The sequence below is a fragment of the Burkholderia mayonis genome, from assembly GCF_001523745.2.
In the GTDB taxonomy this organism is placed as follows: Bacteria; Pseudomonadota; Gammaproteobacteria; order Burkholderiales; family Burkholderiaceae; genus Burkholderia; species Burkholderia mayonis.
In genome coordinates, this window is the sequence record NZ_CP013386.1 from 1,017,359 (window position 1) to 1,035,183 (window position 17,825).

At 65.6% G+C, this 17,825-nt stretch carries 20 protein-coding genes; 10 read left to right on the forward strand and 10 right to left on the reverse strand.

Annotated features, from left to right (window positions below; genetic code table 11):
* Window positions 1-15: 15 nt before the first annotated feature.
* The 4 genes from nadB to radC form a co-directional block, all read right to left on the reverse strand.
* Window positions 16-1,617 (reverse strand): L-aspartate oxidase, encoded by a 1,602-nt coding sequence (gene nadB, locus WS70_RS05070; RefSeq protein WP_059596456.1) that lies wholly within the window; start codon window positions 1,615-1,617, stop codon window positions 16-18.
* A gap of 168 nt (window positions 1,618-1,785) precedes the next feature.
* Window positions 1,786-1,953 carry a 50S ribosomal protein L33 gene (gene rpmG / locus WS70_RS05075; RefSeq protein WP_004185395.1) on the reverse strand — a complete coding sequence of 56 codons (168 nt, stop codon included), beginning with the start codon at window positions 1,951-1,953 and terminating at the stop codon, window positions 1,786-1,788.
* A gap of 17 nt (window positions 1,954-1,970) precedes the next feature.
* Window positions 1,971-2,204 (reverse strand): 50S ribosomal protein L28, encoded by a 234-nt coding sequence (gene rpmB, locus WS70_RS05080; RefSeq protein ID WP_004186391.1) that lies wholly within the window; start codon window positions 2,202-2,204, stop codon window positions 1,971-1,973.
* A gap of 299 nt (window positions 2,205-2,503) precedes the next feature.
* Window positions 2,504-3,289, reverse strand: a complete 786-nt coding sequence (radC, locus tag WS70_RS05085) for a RadC family protein (RefSeq protein WP_059469300.1) — start codon at window positions 3,287-3,289, stop codon at window positions 2,504-2,506.
* A gap of 137 nt (window positions 3,290-3,426) precedes the next feature.
* Between radC and WS70_RS05090 the strand changes: the two genes are divergently transcribed.
* From WS70_RS05090 to WS70_RS05125, 8 genes are all read left to right on the forward strand, one after another.
* Complete coding sequence (locus tag WS70_RS05090) at window positions 3,427-3,882, forward strand: FKBP-type peptidyl-prolyl cis-trans isomerase (RefSeq protein WP_059469246.1); 456 nt, start codon at window positions 3,427-3,429, stop codon at window positions 3,880-3,882.
* 2 nt (window positions 3,883-3,884) lie between these two features.
* Window positions 3,885-4,865: a 4-hydroxy-3-methylbut-2-enyl diphosphate reductase gene (gene ispH / locus WS70_RS05095; protein WP_059469245.1), complete on the forward strand. Its 981-nt coding sequence runs from the start codon at window positions 3,885-3,887 to the stop codon at window positions 4,863-4,865.
* 275 nt (window positions 4,866-5,140) lie between these two features.
* Window positions 5,141-5,644: a hypothetical protein gene (locus tag WS70_RS32115; RefSeq protein WP_059596446.1), complete on the forward strand. Its 504-nt coding sequence runs from the start codon at window positions 5,141-5,143 to the stop codon at window positions 5,642-5,644.
* A 222-nt stretch (window positions 5,645-5,866) separates the two neighbouring features.
* A complete protein-coding gene (locus WS70_RS05105) occupies window positions 5,867-6,817 on the forward strand; it encodes a branched-chain amino acid ABC transporter permease (RefSeq protein ID WP_059469243.1) in 951 nt (316 codons plus the stop codon).
* Window positions 6,818-6,827: 10 nt separating this feature from the next.
* The gene (locus WS70_RS05110) at window positions 6,828-7,997 is read left to right on the forward strand and encodes an ABC transporter permease subunit (RefSeq protein ID WP_059469299.1); all 1,170 of its coding nucleotides are present in this window, start codon (window positions 6,828-6,830) and stop codon (window positions 7,995-7,997) included.
* A gap of 30 nt (window positions 7,998-8,027) precedes the next feature.
* Window positions 8,028-8,801 carry an ABC transporter ATP-binding protein gene (locus WS70_RS05115; protein WP_059469242.1) on the forward strand — a complete coding sequence of 258 codons (774 nt, stop codon included), beginning with the start codon at window positions 8,028-8,030 and terminating at the stop codon, window positions 8,799-8,801.
* Complete coding sequence (locus WS70_RS05120; RefSeq protein WP_059469241.1) at window positions 8,801-9,517, forward strand: ABC transporter ATP-binding protein; 717 nt, start codon at window positions 8,801-8,803, stop codon at window positions 9,515-9,517. Before WS70_RS05115 ends, WS70_RS05120 begins: the two co-directional genes overlap by 1 nt.
* Before the next feature lie 288 nt (window positions 9,518-9,805).
* A complete protein-coding gene (locus WS70_RS05125; RefSeq protein WP_059469240.1) occupies window positions 9,806-10,474 on the forward strand; it encodes a DUF2278 family protein in 669 nt (222 codons plus the stop codon).
* A 169-nt stretch (window positions 10,475-10,643) separates the two neighbouring features.
* Here the strand turns inward: WS70_RS05125 and WS70_RS05130 are convergent, their stop codons facing one another.
* From WS70_RS05130 to WS70_RS05140, 3 genes are all read right to left on the reverse strand, one after another.
* The gene (locus tag WS70_RS05130) at window positions 10,644-11,102 is read right to left on the reverse strand and encodes a GNAT family acetyltransferase (RefSeq protein ID WP_059596445.1); all 459 of its coding nucleotides are present in this window, start codon (window positions 11,100-11,102) and stop codon (window positions 10,644-10,646) included.
* 6 nt (window positions 11,103-11,108) lie between these two features.
* Window positions 11,109-12,293, reverse strand: a complete 1,185-nt coding sequence (locus tag WS70_RS05135) for an acetylornithine transaminase (protein ID WP_059596444.1) — start codon at window positions 12,291-12,293, stop codon at window positions 11,109-11,111.
* A 278-nt stretch (window positions 12,294-12,571) separates the two neighbouring features.
* Window positions 12,572-13,603 carry a CDP-6-deoxy-delta-3,4-glucoseen reductase gene (locus WS70_RS05140; RefSeq protein WP_059469237.1) on the reverse strand — a complete coding sequence of 344 codons (1,032 nt, stop codon included), beginning with the start codon at window positions 13,601-13,603 and terminating at the stop codon, window positions 12,572-12,574.
* A gap of 28 nt (window positions 13,604-13,631) precedes the next feature.
* Here WS70_RS05140 and WS70_RS05145 point away from each other — a divergent pair, with 28 nt between their 5' ends.
* Window positions 13,632-14,711, forward strand: coding sequence for an NAD-dependent epimerase/dehydratase family protein (locus WS70_RS05145; protein ID WP_059469298.1), 1,080 nt, complete (start codon window positions 13,632-13,634; stop codon window positions 14,709-14,711).
* On the opposite strand, the gene WS70_RS05150 is transcribed toward WS70_RS05145, so the two are convergent.
* Window positions 14,704-14,892, reverse strand: a complete 189-nt coding sequence (locus WS70_RS05150) for a hypothetical protein (RefSeq protein WP_010102128.1) — start codon at window positions 14,890-14,892, stop codon at window positions 14,704-14,706. The two genes, WS70_RS05145 and WS70_RS05150, sit on opposite strands and share 8 nt — an antisense overlap.
* 117 nt (window positions 14,893-15,009) lie before the next feature.
* Complete coding sequence (locus WS70_RS05155) at window positions 15,010-15,732, reverse strand: pseudouridine synthase (protein WP_059469236.1); 723 nt, start codon at window positions 15,730-15,732, stop codon at window positions 15,010-15,012.
* A 150-nt stretch (window positions 15,733-15,882) separates the two neighbouring features.
* Here WS70_RS05155 and copC point away from each other — a divergent pair, with 150 nt between their 5' ends.
* On the forward strand, window positions 15,883-16,260 hold the full coding sequence (copC, locus tag WS70_RS05160) for a copper homeostasis periplasmic binding protein CopC (RefSeq protein ID WP_059596443.1): 378 nt from the start codon (window positions 15,883-15,885) through the stop codon (window positions 16,258-16,260).
* Window positions 16,261-16,694: 434 nt separating this feature from the next.
* Here the strand turns inward: copC and WS70_RS05165 are convergent, their stop codons facing one another.
* Window positions 16,695-17,657, reverse strand: coding sequence for a LysR family transcriptional regulator (locus WS70_RS05165; protein WP_059469234.1), 963 nt, complete (start codon window positions 17,655-17,657; stop codon window positions 16,695-16,697).
* Between the last annotated feature and the right edge of the window lie 168 nt (window positions 17,658-17,825).

Genomic DNA, 17,825 nt, shown 5'->3' on the forward strand with positions numbered 1-17,825 from the left:
TGCTTCATTTGTGCTTCATTTCGATGCCCGCCGCGTCGGCGTGAGTACGGTCGGCAGCGCCTTCGGCAATGCCTGCGGCCAGTCGCGGCTGTAGTGCAGGCCGCGGCTTTCGTGGCGCGCTCGCGCGCTGTCGACGATCAGCGACGCGACGTCGACGAGATTGCGCAGCTCGAGCAGATCGCGGCTCACGCGGAAGTGCGCGTAATACTCGTGGATCTCGTCGCGCAACAGCTTCAGGCGATGCTGCGCGCGTTCGAGGCGCTTGTCGGTGCGCACGATGCCGACGTAGTTCCACATCAGGCGGCGCAATTCGTCCCAGTTGTGCGCGACGACCACTTCCTCGTCCGCGTCCGCCACGCGGCTCTCGTCCCATGCTGGCAGCGGGCCGTGCGTCGCCGAATCGTAGCCGGCGCTCTCGATCGCGTCGGCGGTCGCGCGGCCGATCACGAGGCATTCGAGGAGCGAATTGCTCGCGAGGCGGTTCGCGCCGTGCAGGCCTGTGCACGACGTCTCGCCTACTGCGTAAAGGCCCGCGATGTCGGTGCGTCCGGCAAGATCCGTGACGACGCCGCCGCACGTGTAGTGCGCGGCCGGAACGACCGGGATCGGCTCCTTCGAGATGTCGATGCCGAACTCGAGGCAGCGCGCGAAGATCGTCGGGAAGTGCTCGCGCAGGAACGCTTCGGGCTGGTGGCTGATGTCGAGATACACGCAGTCGATCCCGCGCTTCTTGATCTCGAAGTCGATCGCGCGCGCGACGATGTCGCGCGGCGCGAGCTCCGCGCGCGGATCGTGCGCGGGCATCAAGCGGGTGCCGTCCGGCAGCTTGAGGAGGCCGCCTTCGCCGCGCACCGCCTCGGAAATGAGGAACGACTTCGCGTACGGGTGGAACAGGCAGGTCGGATGGAACTGGATGAACTCCATGTTCGCGATCCGGCAGCCCGCGCGCCACGCCATCGCGATGCCGTCGCCTGTCGCGGTGTCCGGGTTCGTCGTGTACAGATAGACCTTGCCGGCGCCGCCCGTCGCGAGCACCGTGTGCGGCGCCTCGATCGTCACCGTTTGACCGGTCTGTACGTCGAGCGCGTAGAGGCCGACGCAGCGCCGGCCCGGCAGGCCGGGCAGCCCGAGGCGATCGGACGTGATGAGGTCGATCGCGTGGTGATCCTCGAAGAACGTGATGTTCGGGTGTGTGCGGGCGCGCTCGGAAAGCGTTGCGAGCACGGCGTGGCCCGTTGCATCGGCCGCGTGAATGATGCGGCGATGGCTGTGGCCGCCTTCGCGGGTCAGGTGGAAGCCGAGTTCCGCGGCGTCGTCCTTCGTAAACGGCACGCCCTGCGAGATCAGCCATTCGATCGCTTCGCGGCCGTGCTCGACGATGTAGCGCGTCGCGGCTTCGTCGCACAGGCCGCCGCCCGCGATCAGTGTGTCGTTCACGTGATTCTCGACGCTGTCCGCCGAATCGAGCACCGCGGCGATGCCGCCTTGCGCGTAGTCGCTCGCACCCTCCATCATCGACCGCTTCGCGATCAGCGCGACGCGTCGCGTTTGTGCGAGATTGAGCGCGACCGACAAGCCGGCGAGGCCGCTGCCGACGATCGCCACATCGAAATTCATCTGCATCTCCGTTTCTTGCGCGTTTTGTCTTATCTTTTCCGCCGTGCGCAATGCGAGCGGAAAGGGCAGAGCATACCGCGTCGGAAAAGAGGGTGTACGCCCGCCAACGCAAAAAGCCCCGCGATTGCGGGGCTTTTCGTCGTCATCAGGCTCTTCGAAACCGGAGAATTACTTGATCTTGGTTTCTTTGTACGCCACGTGCTTGCGGGCGACGGGATCGAACTTCATGATCTCCATCTTTTCCGGCATGTTGCGCTTGTTCTTCGTGGTCGTATAGAAGTGACCCGTGCCAGCGGTCGACTCGAGCTTGATCTTGTCGCGTGCGCCTTTCGCCATGCTAGTGCTCCTTGGACTTAGGCTTCGCCGCGTGCGCGCAGGTCGGCGAGCACGGAATCGATGCCGTTCTTGTCGATCAGGCGCAGGCCGGCGTTCGAAACGCGCAGACGCACCCAACGGTTTTCGCTTTCAACCCAGAACCGGCGGTTTTGCAGATTCGGCAGGAAGCGACGCTTCGTCTTGTTGTTGGCGTGGGAAACGTTGTTGCCGCTCATCGGCGCTTTCCCAGTTACTTGGCATACGCGTGCCATGAGAGCACTCCTAATACGCTGAATTCGGGGTTCGATCGCCGGTGAAGGTTCTCTTCTTTGCGCGACCACGTAAGTCTCGGCCGTGCCAGGAAAAGCGCCTCCGATCCGTGGTTGATCCTTGATCGACAAGGCCACGAGACCGCTTCAGCGGCTTCAGAACTGGTTGGAAAAAAGACAGACGGCAATTTTAACAGAAAAACTTCAGGAAAATCAAACCTAATTTCGCAATGGGGATCGCACGGCGTCGGCCCAGGCGATGCGGGGCCAGGGTGGGCCGGTGGCGTGGGACCGGCGACACGCTAGATCCAGCCTGCCTGCGCGAATGAAAACGTGTCGCTTGCGCTGACGACGAAATGGTCCATCAATCGCACGTCGATGAGCGCGAGCGCGTCGCGCAGTACGCGCGTCAAGCGCCGGTCCGCGGCGCTCGGTCGTACCGCGCCCGACGGATGATTATGCGCGACGATGAGCGCCGCCGCGTTCAGCGATAGTGCGCGCCGCACGATTTCGCGGGGATAGACGGCCATGCGCGTGAGCGACCCGTGCGCGGTCTCCTCCGTTTGCAGCAGCCGATGCCTGGCATCGAGGAAGAGGCATACGAACACTTCGTGCTGCCGCGTGCCGATCAGCAGCCGCAGATAATCCTCGACCGCGCCCGGGGAATCGACGAGCGGCCGCTCGCGAGCCTTTTCGGCGAGCGCGCGGCGCGCCAGCTCGACGACCGCGACCAAGATTGCGGTGCGCGCGGGGCCGATTCCGCGCAGGCCCTTGAAGTCGTCGGGCGCCGCGTCGAGGAGCGTGCGCAGCGAGCCGAAGCGCGCGAGCAGCGTGTGCGCGAGCGCAAACACGTCGTGACCGGGCAGGCCCGAGCCGAGCAGGAGCGCGACGAGCTCCGCGTCCGACAGCGCGGCAGGCCCGCGCGCAAGCAGGCGTTCGCGCGGCAGGTCGCGCCCGCGGTGCGCCGCGGCGGCGGGCCGCGGGCGCGGTGCAGCCGGAGCCGGCGGAGCGGCCGGCGGCGGGGCGAGCCGATCGCGTGGGGGCTCGTCGTCGACGTTCTCGCCGACTGTAAAAGTCTCATACTGCATGCTGCCGACCTCCAATATCCTGCGTGCTCGCAAGGCGAATCACGTCCGCATTCCGCCTCGATCGCCGAGGTGACTTACAATAAAGCCTTTGCGTTGTGCCGCCCGTCGTTTTCGGGCGCCGATTGAACGAGTACCACATGAGCCTCATCGACCTTGCAGAAGTGAAGCCCGGTTCGCACGTCACGCTTCATTACCGGCTCGCCCTTGCCGACGGCGCCGACATCGTCAACACATTCTCCGACAAGCCCGCCACGCTCCTGCTCGGCGCGGGGCAGCTTGCGCCGTCGCTGGAAGGAATTCTGATCGGCCTCAAGGCAGGCCACCATTCGACCTTCCGGCTAACGCCTGAGCAAGCATTCGGGCCGCGCAATCCGGACATGATCCAGCGCGTGTCGCTCGCGACGCTGCGCGATAACGGCATGGTCGGCGACGATTTCGCGCCGGGCGACCTGATCGAATTCAACGCGCCGGACGGCGGCCGCTACGCGGGCGTGCTGAAGGAGATCGGCGAGACGTCCGCGCTCTTCGATTTCAACCATCCGCTCGCGGGCCAGGCGCTCACGTTCGAAGTGAAAATCATCGGGATTCTGTAATCATGAGCACCACCGATACGCTGTCCGGTCAGGTCGCCGCGGCCGACGCCGAGATTCTGCTCGCTCAGCCGCGCGGTTTCTGCGCAGGCGTCGATCGCGCGATCGAGATCGTCGAACGCGCGATCGCGATGCACGGCGCGCCGATCTACGTGCGCCACGAGATCGTGCACAACAAGTACGTCGTCGAGGATCTGAGGAAGAAGGGGGCGATTTTCGTCGAGGAGCTCGCGGAAGTGCCGTCCGGCAACACGGTGATCTTCAGTGCGCACGGCGTGTCGAAGGCGGTGCGCGACGAGGCGGCCGTGCGCGGCCTGCGTATCTATGACGCAACGTGTCCGCTCGTCACGAAGGTGCACGTCGAGGTCGCGAAGATGCGTCAGGAGGGCGTCGACATCGTGATGATCGGCCACAAGGGGCACCCGGAAGTCGAAGGCACGATGGGCCAGGTGGAGCGCGGGATGCATCTCGTCGAAAGCGTCGACGACGTGCAGAAGCTCGAGCTGCCCGATCCGGAGCGCGTCGCGCTCGTCACGCAGACGACGCTGTCGGTCGACGACGCGGCCGAGATCATCGGCGCGCTCAAGACGAAATTTCCCGCGATCCGCGAACCGAAGAAGCAGGACATCTGCTACGCGACGCAGAACCGCCAGGATGCGGTGAAGTTCATGGCGCCGCAGTGCGACGTCGTGATCGTCGTCGGCAGCCCGAATAGCTCGAATTCGAGCCGCTTGCGCGAAGTCGCCGAGAAGCGCGGCGTTGCCGCCTACATGGTGGACGCACCCGAGCAGATCGACCCTGCCTGGGTTGCCGGTAAGCGCCGGATCGGCGTGACGGCGGGCGCGTCGGCGCCCGAGGTGCTCGCGCAAGCGGTGATCGCGCGTTTGCGCGAGCTCGGCGTGACCAACGTGCGTGCGCTCGAGGGCATCGAGGAGAACGTGTCGTTCCCGTTGCCGCGCGGCTTGAATCTGTCGCCCGCGGCCTGATCGCCGGTTTCGTTTCAGTTAGATTGCAAAAAGCGCGCCTTAGGGCGCGCTTTTATTTTGGGCGAAATGTCCCGTGGAGCAACCATTCGGCACCGTGACAGTGCAACCAGGTTGCAATGTCTTCTGAAATGGCGTGCTCAAAAAAGGTTGCAATGCAGGAAAACCCTGTCGAATCAGGAATATTGGTCGTCCTATAAATAGAGTTACAATGCGCCCGTTTTCAGGCCTGGTGGCCTTGAAACATGGTTTTGGCAAGGCGCTGGAGACCTTATTCGATGCATCTGAAGTTGGTTGACGCCGGGCCCGTCGACGCTGCGGTTGCGCTCTTCGCAGCGGCCGCCGACGGACGCGACGGCGGGGCGGCGGCGCAAGCCGAGGCGGCCCCGACGGCTTCCCCGAGCGACGTGCCCGTCGCCAGGGGCGGGCGTCCTGCGGCGAATTTCGTCACGATGCCGACTCAGATCAAGCGCGCGCGCACCAACGTCGTCGTGTTCGTCGGCATCGGCGCGCCGGGCGACCCGGTCGCGAGACGAAAGGCCGTCGTTCGCGCGACGGCGTCGTCCGGACGTGCGCCGATCGCAAACGACGCAGTGCGCGCGACCGCCGACACCACGAGGCGCGCCGACCCGAGCGAAGCATTCGACGTGCCGCATCCGATGCCGGCGCCTGCCCGCGAGGCGACGGCCGACGTCGTGCGCGGCCGCATCGACGACGCGAAGGTTGGCGCATGGACGCTCTACGACTTCAAGGAGGCCAAGCACACCGTCCTCAAGTCGTGAATTACAGACGGGACTCGCGACGGCACCGAAGCTTCAGTGCGGTGCCGTTTTCGTATCCGTCCCGGCAAGACGCGCGGTCGCACAGTCCGCACCGTCCGCGCCGGGCCGACATCACCTTACCGGTATTGATTTAGTACCCGCAGTGTCGTCGAGTTGGCGCGATTCCATCGCTTATCCGCGTGGCGGAGCGCTCATCCGGCGGCACGGGCCAAGGAGCTTTAAATGGATATTTTCGTCCAGCAGATCCTCAACGGACTGGTGCTCGGCAGTGTCTACGCCATCATCGCGTTGGGCTACACGATGGTGTACGGCATTCTCGGCATCATCAACTTCGCGCACGGCGACGTGCTGATGGTGGGCGCGATGGTCGCGCTTTCCGCGATCACGGTGCTGCAGAACCACTTCCCCGGTCTTGGCCACGTCGCGACGCTGGCGATCGGGCTCGGAATCGCGGCGATCGTCTGCGCATGCGTCGGCTTCACGATCGAACGCGTCGCCTATCGGCCGCTGCGCCGGGCGCCGCGTCTCGCGCCGCTCATCACCGCGATCGGCGTGTCGATCCTGCTGCAGACGGCCGCCATGATGATCTGGTCGCGCAATCCGCTGCCGTTCCCGCAGTTGCTGCCGACCGATCCGATCAACGTGATCAAGGCGGGCGAGAATAATCCGGGCGCGGTGATTTCGATGACCGAGATCACGATCATCATCGTCGCGTTCATCGTGATGGGGGGGCTGCTGCTGCTCGTGCACAAGACGAAGCTCGGCCGCGCGATGCGTGCGATCGCCGAGAACCCGAACACGGCGAGCCTGATGGGCGTGAATCCGAACTTCGTGATTTCGGCGACCTTCATGATCGGCTCGGCGCTCGCCGCGCTCGCGGGCGTGATGATCGCTTCCGAATACGGCAACGTGCACTTCTACATGGGCTTCATTCCCGGCATGAAGGCGTTCACGGCAGCGGTGCTGGGCGGGATCGGCAACCTGGGCGGCGCGATGGTGGGCGGCGTGCTGCTCGGCCTCATCGAGCAGTTGGGCGCGGGCTATATCGGCAATCTGACGGGCGGGGTGTTCGGCAGCAACTACCAAGACGTGTTCGCGTTCATCGTGCTCATCATCGTGCTGGTGTTCCGGCCGTCGGGCCTCTTGGGCGAACGTGTCGCCGATCGCGCGTAAGGAGAACAACATGACATCCATTCAACCGATCGAAACGTCGGCTTCGCTCGTCGAAGAGCGCCACACCGCGAAGACCGTCACCATCGGCGTGCTGACCGCGGCGCTCGTCGTCGCGGCGCCGCTCCTCATCGGCGCGGCGGGCGGCAACTACTGGGTGCGCGTGCTCGACTTCGCGATGCTGTACGTGATGCTCGCGTTGGGTTTGAACGTCGTGGTCGGCTTCGCCGGCCTGCTGGACCTGGGCTACATCGCGTTCTACGCGGTGGGCGCGTACACCGCGGCGCTCCTGAGCTCGCCGCACCTGACGTCGCATTTCGACTGGATCGCGCAATTGCTGCCGGGCGGCCTGCACGTGCCGTTCTTCGTGATCGTGCCGATAGCGATGTCGCTCGCCGCGTTCTTCGGCATCCTGCTCGGCGCGCCGACGCTGCGTCTGCGCGGCGACTACCTCGCGATCGTGACGCTCGGCTTCGGCGAGATCGTGCGGATCTTCATGAACAATCTCGACCGTCCGGTCAACGTGACGAACGGGCCGCAGGGGATCACGGGCATCGATCCCGTCAATGTCGCGGGCTTCAACCTCGCGCAGACGCACGAGATCTTCGGGTTCTCGCTGCCGTCGGTCTACATGTACTACTACCTGTTCGTGATCTGCGCGCTCTTCGTGATCTGGGTCTGTACGCGCCTGCAGCATTCGCGGATCGGCCGCGCGTGGGCCGCGATCCGCGAGGACGAGATCGCTGCGAAGGCGATGGGCATCAACACGCGTAACGTGAAGCTGCTCGCGTTCGCGATGGGCGCGTCGTTCGGCGGCCTGTCGGGCGCGATGTTCGGCGCGTTCCAGGGCTTCGTGTCGCCGGAATCATTCACGTTCTGGGAGTCGATCGTCGTGCTCGCTTGCGTCGTGCTGGGCGGCATGGGCCACATTCCCGGCGTGATCCTCGGCGCGGTACTGCTCGCCGTGTTCCCCGAATTCCTGCGCTCGACGATGAGCCCGCTGCAGCACATGCTGTTCGGTCACGACGTCATCGATACGGAAGTGATCCGCCAGGGCCTCTACGGCCTCGCGATGGTGATCATCATGCTGTATCGCTCGGAAGGCCTGTGGCCCGCGCCGAAGCATGAAGACCGAATCGCGAAGCTGGCGAAGCGCGGCGGCAAGAAGCCGGTGCGCGCTTAAACGACGCTGGTCGACACAGGAGAAAAGGTAATGAGCGAACAAATTCGACTGTCCGTCAAAGGCGTGAACAAGCGCTTCGGCGGCCTGCAGGCGCTGTCCGACGTCGGCCTCGAGATCCGGGAAGGCGAGATCTACGGCCTGATCGGCCCGAACGGCGCGGGCAAGACCACGTTCTTCAACGTGATCACGGGGCTCTACACGCCCGACTCCGGCGAGTTCCGGCTCGACGGCGACACGTACACACCGACCGCGGTCCACCAGGTCGCGAAGGCGGGCATCGCGCGCACATTCCAGAACATCCGCCTGTTCGGCGGAATGACGGCGCTCGAGAATGTGATGGTCGGGCGCCACGTGCGCACGAAGCACGGCCTCTTGGGCGCGGTGTTCCAGACGCCCGCCGAGCGCAAGGAAGAGCGCGAGATCAAGGAGCGCGCGATCGAGCTGCTCGACTACGTCGGCGTGCTGCAGTACGCGGACTACACCGCGCGCAACCTGTCGTACGGCCATCAGCGTCGGCTGGAAATCGCGCGCGCGCTCGCGACCGATCCGAAGCTGCTTGCGCTCGACGAGCCGGCGGCGGGCATGAACGCGACAGAGAAGGTCGAGCTGACGCGCCTGCTCGACAAGATCCGCTCGGACGGCCGCACGATCCTGCTGATCGAGCACGACGTGAAGCTCGTGATGCACTTGTGCAACCGCATGACGGTGCTCGATTACGGCAAGGTGATCGCCGAGGGTCTGCCGCAGGACGTGCAGAAGAACCCGAAGGTGATTGAGGCATATCTCGGCGCAGGGGTGCACTGATGGCAGCGGCAATGTTGAAAATCAAGGGCTTGCAAGTCAACTACGGCGGCATCCAGGCCGTCAAGGGCGTTGACATGGAAGTCCGTCAGGGCGAACTCGTCACGCTGATCGGCGCGAACGGCGCGGGCAAGACGACGACGATGAAGGCGATCACGGGTCTCAAACCGTACTCGGCGGGCGACATCGAGTACGACGGCCAGTCGATCAAGGGCGTGCCGCCGCACGAGCTCCTGAAGCGCGGCCTTGCGATGGTGCCGGAAGGCCGCGGGATCTTCGCGCGGATGTCGATCGTCGAGAACATGCAGATGGGCGCGTATCTGCGCAACGACACGGACGGGATCAAGAAGGATGTCGACCGGATGTTCGGCTTCTTCCCGCGCCTGAAGGAGCGAGCGACGCAGCTCGCGGGCACGCTGTCGGGCGGCGAGCAGCAGATGCTCGCGATGGCGCGCGCGATCCTCTCCAAGCCGAAGCTGCTGCTGCTCGACGAGCCGTCGATGGGGCTGTCGCCGATCATGGTCGAGAAGATCTTCGAAGTGGTGCGCACGATCTCGAAGGAGGGCATCACGGTGCTGCTCGTCGAGCAGAACGCGCGTCTCGCGCTGCAGGCGGCCGACCGCGGCTACGTGATGGATTCGGGTACGGTCACGATGGAGGGCGATGCGAAGCAGATGCTCGACGATCCGAAGGTGCGCGCCGCGTATCTGGGCGAGTAAGCACGATCGACGCTTGCCGCGCGCCGGTTCGCGCGGCGTGATTTTCAGGAAGCCGCCACGGTTCGCCGCGGCGGCTTTTTGTTTTGTGCATCGGCGCGGCGTGTGCATCGGGGGCGGCTGAGTGCGATGGCGTGCCGCTGACTGCGGCACTCGAAGCGACGTGCGATGTCGGCTTTCGTGCCCGACCGAGGCCTCGATGCGCGACGCGCGGCGTTCGCTGATCGGCATACCGAAAACCGACACGCAGCTCGGGCACAATGTGCGCGCCGCCATTGAACGGAGACGCACATGAGCCTCGATTACGGTTTCGTGAAAGCGAAGATCAAAGCGGTTGCGAGTCTGAAGGCGGTGGGGCGCGCGAACGAGACGCAGTATCACGTCCACCTGACGCTCGCGTTGCCCGACGGCGACTGGGACGTCGCGATCAATGTCGGCACCAGCGACGCGGACGACTTGCTCAAGTACAAGCTCGTCTACGATTTTCATCATCCGCTCACGCAGACGCTCGCCGCCGCCGCGGAGGGCTACACCGACCTGACGAACGGCGATGCGTTGCCGGCGCTCGACTACGTGCGCAGCGACGTCCTGAGCGAAACGGGGGCGTGGCGGGTCAGCGACGTGATGGACGGCACCGAGCATCCTGAACCGATTCCGTCGGTGTTGCGGCTCGTCGACGCCGCGCGTCAGCAGAATCTCGATTTGTACGTATTCGGGCGCACGTATGTCGAAGGCAACGGGATTCACGACACGCACATGAATCAGGGATCGGCCGGCACGCATTTTCTGCATCAGGCGGGCGACGACGCGAACGACCACAACGACGTGTGGCAGGACGGCGCGCTTCTCGTTGATCTCGGCGGCGAGCAGTGGGCCGCATATTTCGCGGCGTTCGAGCAGCAGGCGGTGCCGACCGACAGCCTCGGCAATCCGTTGCCGGGCGCGGGGCCGATTTCGTAGCGAGACGCAAGCGGCGGGAAGGGGCGTGCGCTTGCGGTGGCGCGTCGGCCGGCATGCAGGTGGGGAATCACGTCAACCGGCACCTGCTCGGGGCCGCACGCGCCGTGGTGACCGGACGAGGGCGGGGCGCGCCGCTCAGTCCGGCGGCGCGCTGCCCGCGTTTGCAGCCTCAATCCGCCGCGAGCCGCTTGCCGAACGAGATCCGCTCTTCCGCGCAATAGCCGAGCGCTTCGTAGAACCGGCACGCGTCGTCGTTGCCGGGCAGCACCTGCAGGTTCACTTTCGGGCAGCCGCGCGCGGTGAGCGCCGCTTCCGCGTGCGCGAGCAGCGCACGGCCGATACCGAGCCGCCGTGCGCCGCGCTCGACGGCGAGCGAATACAGCCAGCCGCGGTGGCCGTCGTAGCCAGCCATCACGGTCCCGGCGACCCTCCCGCCGGCGATCGCGACAAAGAACAGCTCCGGCTGCGTCGCGAGCTTGAGCTCGATCGAGCGCCGCGGATCGCGATGAGGCGTGCTTGCGTCCGAGTACGCGGGAAACGTATCGCGCCACACGGCGAGCACGGCATCGGTGTCACCGTGCTCGAACGGGCGGATCGCGACGTCGTCGGCAACGAGCGCGGTCGACATGGGCGATCAGAGCGAGTCGAGCACCGAACGCAGCATCGCCATCATCTGGTCGATCTCTTCGTTCGTCACGTTGAGCGCCGGCATGAAGCGCAGCAGGTTCGGACGCGCGGCGTTCAGCAGCAGGCCGTCCGGCTGCATGTCGCGCGCCTTCTCGACGATCTGCGGGCCGATGTCCTTGCCGAGCAGCAGCGCGCGCAACAGGCCTTCGCCGCGCTCGCCCTCGAAGCCGCGCTCGTCCGACAGTTCGAGCAGCTTGCGCTTCAGGTATTCGCCGCGCGCGCGCACGCCTTCGAGAAAGCCCGGCGCGACGAGCTGCGAGATCACCGCGTGGCCGGCCGCCGTCATCAGCGGGTTGCCGTTGTAGGTGCCGCCCTGGTCGCCTGCCTCGAACACCGCGACGTCCGCTTTCGACAGCAGCGCCGCGAGCGGCACGCCGCCGCCGATGCCCTTGCCGAGCGTCATGATGTCCGGCTCGATGTTCGCAAGCTCGTACGCGAACAGCGTGCCCGCGCGGCCGCAGCCGCTCTGCACTTCGTCGACGATGAGGAGGAGATCGTGCTGCTTCGTCAGCGCGCGCAGTTGCCGCATGAACTCGTTCGACGCCGGGATCACACCGCCTTCGCCCTGGATCGGCTCGAGCATCACGGCGACGGTCTTGTCGCTGATCAGCTTCTCGACCGAGTTGATGTTGTTGATCTCGGCCTTCGGGAAGCCCGGCACCTGCGGCGCGTAGATCGTGTCCCAGCCGGCCTTGCCGCTCGCGGACATCGTTGCGAGCGTGCGGCCGTGGAAGCTGTGGTCGAACGTGATGATCTCGTACGCGCCGTTCTTGAATTTGCGGCCCCATTTGCGCGCGAGCTTGATCGCGCCTTCGTTCGCTTCCGCGCCGCTGTTCGCGAAAAACACCTTGTCGAACACGCTGTGCTGCGTGAGCAGGCTCGCGAGCTTCGCCATCGGCTCGTTATAGAACGCGGGCGATGGGTTGAGCAGCTTCTCCGCTTGCGCCTGCAGCGCCTGGACGAGGCCGTCGTTGCAGTGGCCGAGGCAGTTGACCGCCCAACCCTGAATGAAGTCCAGGTAACGCTTGCCGGTGTGGTCGTAGAGCCACGAGCCCTTGCCGTGCGTAAACACGATGTCGGGGCGGTTCGTGATGTACATCAGCGAGTCGATCGGAAAATCGTTCAGCGGCATAGCGGCAAGCTCCAGGGCGCGGTCGGCGAAAAGACAATAAAAAAAGCCACGGGACGCCGTGGCTTGGTGATTCGAACAGCTTTCGCGTAACGAGGAAGCGGTTACGCGCGAGTCCGTGACGAGCCGGCGGCATCCGTGCGGAGCGGCGAGCGGCGACGTCGGAGGGAGGACTGGAAGCGGTTCATGTGCGCAAGCATAAGGCATCACGCGGCCCCAAGTAAACCGCTGCGACGCGACAATTCTGTGTCGCGGCGGTTTTTTTCGAGGCCGCGCGGCGCTCAGACGGCGTGGGCGAGGTCCGCAGCGCTCGTAAACGAGTCCGCATAGAACTCGTCGGCGGGCAGGCTGTGGTGCTGCGTGAAGTCGCGCTGCGCGGATTCGACCATCACCGGCGCGCCGCACGCGTACACCTGGTAGCCGGACAGGTCCGGCAGATCCTCGATCACCGCGCGGTGCACGAAGCCCGTGCGGCCCGTCCACGCGTCGCTCGCGTCTGGCTCGGAGAGCACCGGCACGAACTCGAAGTTCGGGATCTCCTTCGCCCATTGCTCGGCGACGTCGAGCAGATACAGATCCTTCTTGCGGCGCGCACCCCAGTAGAGCGTCATCGGGCGCCCGAGCTTCAGATGATGCGCGTGCTCGATGATCGCCTTGATCGGCGCGAAGCCCGTGCCGGACGCGAGCAGCACGATCGGCTTGTCCGAATCCTCGCGCAGGAAGAACGTGCCGAGCGGGCCTTCGAAGCGCAGGATGTCGCGCTCCTTCATCGCGCCGAACACGTGGTCGGTGAACTTGCCGCCCGGCATGTGGCGAATGTGCAGCTCGATCTGGCCTTCCTCGTGCGGCGCCGTCGCCATCGAGTAGCTGCGGCGCGCGCCGTCCTTCAGGATGAATTCGATGTACTGGCCGGCGAGATATTGCAGGCGCTCGTTTGCCGGCAACTGCAGTCTCAGCACGATCACGTCGTCTGCGCGGCGCTCGAGCGCCGCGACGCGGCACGGCAGCTTCTTCACCTGGACGCCGTCGACGCCGGCGATCTCGCGCACGTCGACTTCGAGGTCGCTCTGCGGCTTCGAGCAGCACAGCAGCGCGAGGCCGCGCGTGCGCTCGTCGTTCGACAGCGCTGAAGCGGAGTGCGGTCCCTGCTCGAACTGGCCTTGCAAGATCGTGCCCTTGCACGAACCGCACGCGCCGTTCTTGCAGCCGTAGGGCAGATGGACGTTCTGACGCAGCGCCGCCGCGAGCACGGTTTCGCCGGTTTCGACCTGGAACTGCCGGCCGCTTTGCTTGAGGGTTACGTTAAAAGCCATAAGTCGTTGAGAACAAAAAGTGGGGACCGTGCAACGCGTGCACGGCAGCTACAATGCATTCCTACGGATCAACCGATACACCATGATTGCGACACGAATCCTGCGCAGGCCGCGCGTATTGATCGTCGGCTGCGGCGACGTCGGCATGCGTTGCGTCGCGCAGTTGCGCGCGCGGCGCCGGAACTTGCGCATCGTCGCGCTGACGAGCCATCGGGCGCGCTGCGCTGAACTGCGGGCGGCGGGCGTCGTGCCCGTCGTCGGCGATCTGGACGAGCGCGCGACGCTCGCACGGATCGCGCGTCTCGCAAGCGTCGTGCTGCATCTCGCGCCGCCGCAGGCGACGGGTGAAGTCGACCGCAGAACGCAGGCGCTCGTCGCCGCGCTCGCGTCGCCGCGGCGGCCGTCGCGTCAGTTCGCGCCGGCGTACGGCAGGCTGCGCGCGGGGCGGGCCGCCGCCAGATCGGCTTGGCCGCCTTTTCAGGCAACGGGTATTGTACCCGACGCCCTGTCGCGTCCTGCCGTCGTCTACGCGAGCACGAGCGGCGTTTACGGTGATTGCGGCGGCGCATGGGTTGACGAAACGCGTCCGGTGCGGCCTGGGAATCCGCGCGCGCGACGGCGCGTGTCGGCCGAGCGTCAATTGCGCCGCGCGACCGCGCGCGGCGCGCTGTCCGCACGCATCGTGCGGATTCCCGGCATCTACGCGGCGAACCGGCTGCCGCTCGCGCGGCTCGAGAAGGGGACGCCGGCCCTCGTCGAGGCCGACGACGTCTATACGAACCACATCCATGCCGACGATCTCGCGTCGATCCTGCTGCGCGCCGCGACGCGCGGCAAGCCCGCGCGGATCGTCCATGCGAGCGACGACACCGAGCTGAAGATGGGGGATTACTTCGAGCAGGTCGCGCGCGCGTTCGGCATGCACTACCCGCCGCGCATCACGCGTGCCGACGCGGAGCAGCAGCTCGAGCCGATGCTGCTGTCGTTCATGCGCGAGTCGCGACGGCTCGCGAACGCGAGGATGAAGCGCGAATTGCGCGTCGCGCTGCGCTATCCGACCGTCGATGATTTCCTGCGCACCGTGGCCGCGCCGCGCCCGATCAAGTGATCGCCGGCAGCGCCTCGATCAGCAGGAAGCACAGCAGCGCGCCGATCAGCGCGCCGATCAGACTCGGATGATATTTGCGCTTCAGATGCATCGCGGTGAGCAGCCCGCCGATCATGATCGCGCCGAGCGCCGCGAACGCGAGTATCACGGACGAAATTTCAATCGGATTGCTGATGGTCATGATGTCTCCCCAAACCCGGAATCCATTGTGGTTTTGTTTCGAGTATAGCGAGGCTTGATGACGCTGCCATGCTGCGAAGCAGCATGGTTCGGATGGCCGCGCAGCCGCCGCCCGGGCTTACCCTGACAGGGTTTTCGCCGTGTCGCGCAATGCAGCCAGATCGCGCTCGCCGAGCCAGCGCCAAGCGCCTTCGGCGAGATCCGCCGGCAGCGCGAAGCCGCCGATGCTCGCGCGATGCAGCGCCTCGACGCGGTTGCTCGCCGCCGCGACCATCCGCTTCACCTGGTGATATTTCCCTTCGGCGACCGTCATTTCGAGGAGTCGTTCTCCTCGGGCGATCGCGGCGATCGCGGCGATCGGTTTCGGCTCGCCGTGCAGCAGCACGCCCGCGCGCAGCGCGTCGAGCTGCGCGTCGTCGAGCGGGTGGCGCACCGTCGCGACATAGGTCTTTGGCACCTTGCGCTTCGGCGACGTGTACGCGTGGACGAACTGGCCGTCGTCGGACAGCAGCAGGAGGCCCGTCGTGTCCTGGTCGAGGCGGCCGACACACTGGACGCCGCGCTCTGCGAACTGCGGCGGCAGCAGGCTGAAGACGCTCGAATGATGCTGCGGCTCGCGCGAGCACTCGTAGCCCGCCGGCTTGTTGAGCACGACGTACGCGCGCGCGTGGTACGGCCACGCGACGCCGTCGACTTCGAACGCGAGATGGGCGGTGTCGAACGACGCGTGCGCATCGACGCACGTCGCGCCGCCGACGGCGACGCGCCCTGCTTCGACGAGCGCGCGGCACTGGCGGCGCGACCCGAAGCCTTGCGTAAACAGAATGCTTTCGAGATCCATGGCGCGCGCATTGTACCAAGCGTATCAAACGCGGATCGGGCAAACAGTCGCGGCGCGCTCGAGCGCAAGCGCATGCCGGGACTGGTAAGCTCGGGGCCGCGCGGCCGCGCTCGGCGCGCCCGCAATCCCCCGTTCGAACAAAGGTACCCGATGACAACTACGACCACGATGACTTCCGTCGCGCGGCGCGGCCTCGCCGCCGCGCTCGCGCTCACGCTGTCGAGCGTAGCGTTCGCGCACGCGAAACCCGAAAAGACCGATCCGCCCGCGAACGCCGCGGTCGCCGCGCCGCAGGCCGTGTCGATCGGCTTCACCGAAACGCTCGAGCCGGCGTTCAGCTCGATCGTCGTCGTCGACGCGGCGGGCGCGCCGGCCGCGGCCGCAAAGGCGGTCGTCGACGCATCCGATCGCAAGCGCATGTCGGTCGCGCTCAAGCCGCTGCAGGCGGGCGAGTATACGGTCAAGTGGGTTGCGGTCGCGACCGACGGCCATCGCACGCAGGGCAGCTACCAGTTCACCGTGAAATAAGCGGCAGGCAGTAAGCAATGTGCGGCCGCGGCATCCGAACATGCCGCGGCATTTGCCGAAATCGGATTTTTCCGAATCCGTCATTCGATATCATCCGTATTCGATACGGTTGCGCGGAATCGATTAATCCGGATCGATCGGTTTCTTGTCGCCTGGTCGAATCGATTTAAAGCGCATTCGAATAAAAATAAATCCGCGCATTCGGGGTGTGCCATCCGCGGCGGCGCCGGCGATCGTCGAAACGGATCGCTCATGCTTCTCGCATCTCGATATCTCGCCCGCCGGCGCGATGCGCTGAACGCGTGACGCGGCGAACCGGCCCGGCGGCGCTCGGCGAGCGTTCGCCCATATGTCCCGCATCGAAACGCTGCCGTAAGAAGGCGCGGCAGCGGTGCGACGACGGGTGCCGAGACGCGCGTCGGCCGGCAGCGCGCTCAGCGCAGTTGCGTGACGGTGGCGCGCGTGCCGGCCGCCGGCGCCTCGTCCCAATCGTCGATCACACGCGATCCGATGCGGATCCGCTCTTTCAGGAAATCGAGCAGCACGCGCACGCGCGCCGGCAGACGTTCGCTCGGCCCGACGAACACGGCGCTGATCTCTTCCTCGTCGCCCGGATTGAACGCTTCGAGCACCGGCACGAGGCGCTCCGCATCGATGTCCTCCGCGACGTGACAGCGCGCGAGCCGTGCGAGCCCGAGCCCGGAGACGGCTGCCTCGCGGATGCTCTCGCCGTCGCCGAGCAGCAGGTTGCCGCCCGACGGCCGCAGACGCTGGCCTTCCGCCACGACGAACGGCCATGCCTTCGTGTTGCCGCTGAGACCGATGCAATGGTGGCGATCGAGATCATCCGGCGTCTGCGGCACGCCCCTGCCCTCGAAGTACGCGGGCGAGCCGACGACGACCATCCGGCTGCCGCCGAGCCTGCGCATCACGAGCCGCGAATCGTCGAGCGCGCCCGAGCGGATCGCGATGTCGCTGCGGTCGTCGAGCAGATCGACGACCGCATCCGATAGCACGATGTCGAGCGTGATGTCCGGATAGCGGCGCTGGAATTCGGGCAGAAGCGGCATCAGATGGCGCTTGCCGAACGGCACGTGCGAATTGATTCGCACGCGTCCCTGCGGACTCGTGCCGCGCGTCGCTTCGCGCTCGGCGTCGGCGATGTCATCGAGGATGCGCACGCAGCGTTCGTAGAACGCGGCGCCTTCCGGCGTGAGCTGCAGCTTGCGTGTCGTGCGGTTCAGCAGGCGCACGCCGAGCCGCGTCTCGAGCCGTTGAATGAACTTGCTGATCGCCGACGGCGTCATGTCGAGCCGTCGTCCCGCCGCAGAGAATCCACACGACTCGATCACCTGAACGAACACCGCCATCTCGGAGAAACGATTGACCTCGCGCATAGATGAATTGACGAGACTTTAAATGTCTTGTTAATGGATAAATCCTAGTATATCCGGGACTTGTTTTTTTAATTTGTGCGGTCTTCTTATTTTTCATATTCTCGGATTCTCATCGATTCATCGCCGAGCGCGCATCTCCCTCGGCGCGCCTTATATTGGCGATTCATT

What these genes read in the sequence shown, in the direction of transcription:
- nadB (WP_059596456.1), bottom strand. Translation starts at nt 1,617, where the DNA reads ATGAATTTCGATGTGGCGATCGTCGGCAGCGGCCTCGCCGGCTTGTCG.
- rpmG (WP_004185395.1), bottom strand. Translation starts at nt 1,953, where the DNA reads ATGGCGAAAGGCGCACGCGACAAGATCAAGCTCGAGTCGACCGCTGGC.
- rpmB (WP_004186391.1), bottom strand. Translation starts at nt 2,204, where the DNA reads ATGGCACGCGTATGCCAAGTAACTGGGAAAGCGCCGATGAGCGGCAAC.
- radC (WP_059469300.1), bottom strand. Translation starts at nt 3,289, where the DNA reads ATGCAGTATGAGACTTTTACAGTCGGCGAGAACGTCGACGACGAGCCC.
- WS70_RS05090 (WP_059469246.1), top strand. Translation starts at nt 3,427, where the DNA reads ATGAGCCTCATCGACCTTGCAGAAGTGAAGCCCGGTTCGCACGTCACG.
- ispH (WP_059469245.1), top strand. Translation starts at nt 3,885, where the DNA reads ATGAGCACCACCGATACGCTGTCCGGTCAGGTCGCCGCGGCCGACGCC.
- WS70_RS32115 (WP_059596446.1), top strand. Translation starts at nt 5,141, where the DNA reads ATGCATCTGAAGTTGGTTGACGCCGGGCCCGTCGACGCTGCGGTTGCG.
- WS70_RS05105 (WP_059469243.1), top strand. Translation starts at nt 5,867, where the DNA reads ATGGATATTTTCGTCCAGCAGATCCTCAACGGACTGGTGCTCGGCAGT.
- WS70_RS05110 (WP_059469299.1), top strand. Translation starts at nt 6,828, where the DNA reads ATGACATCCATTCAACCGATCGAAACGTCGGCTTCGCTCGTCGAAGAG.
- WS70_RS05115 (WP_059469242.1), top strand. Translation starts at nt 8,028, where the DNA reads ATGAGCGAACAAATTCGACTGTCCGTCAAAGGCGTGAACAAGCGCTTC.
- WS70_RS05120 (WP_059469241.1), top strand. Translation starts at nt 8,801, where the DNA reads ATGGCAGCGGCAATGTTGAAAATCAAGGGCTTGCAAGTCAACTACGGC.
- WS70_RS05125 (WP_059469240.1), top strand. Translation starts at nt 9,806, where the DNA reads ATGAGCCTCGATTACGGTTTCGTGAAAGCGAAGATCAAAGCGGTTGCG.
- WS70_RS05130 (WP_059596445.1), bottom strand. Translation starts at nt 11,102, where the DNA reads ATGTCGACCGCGCTCGTTGCCGACGACGTCGCGATCCGCCCGTTCGAG.
- WS70_RS05135 (WP_059596444.1), bottom strand. Translation starts at nt 12,293, where the DNA reads ATGCCGCTGAACGATTTTCCGATCGACTCGCTGATGTACATCACGAAC.
- WS70_RS05140 (WP_059469237.1), bottom strand. Translation starts at nt 13,603, where the DNA reads ATGGCTTTTAACGTAACCCTCAAGCAAAGCGGCCGGCAGTTCCAGGTC.
- WS70_RS05150 (WP_010102128.1), bottom strand. Translation starts at nt 14,892, where the DNA reads ATGACCATCAGCAATCCGATTGAAATTTCGTCCGTGATACTCGCGTTC.
- WS70_RS05155 (WP_059469236.1), bottom strand. Translation starts at nt 15,732, where the DNA reads ATGGATCTCGAAAGCATTCTGTTTACGCAAGGCTTCGGGTCGCGCCGC.
- copC (WP_059596443.1), top strand. Translation starts at nt 15,883, where the DNA reads ATGACAACTACGACCACGATGACTTCCGTCGCGCGGCGCGGCCTCGCC.
- WS70_RS05165 (WP_059469234.1), bottom strand. Translation starts at nt 17,657, where the DNA reads ATGCGCGAGGTCAATCGTTTCTCCGAGATGGCGGTGTTCGTTCAGGTG.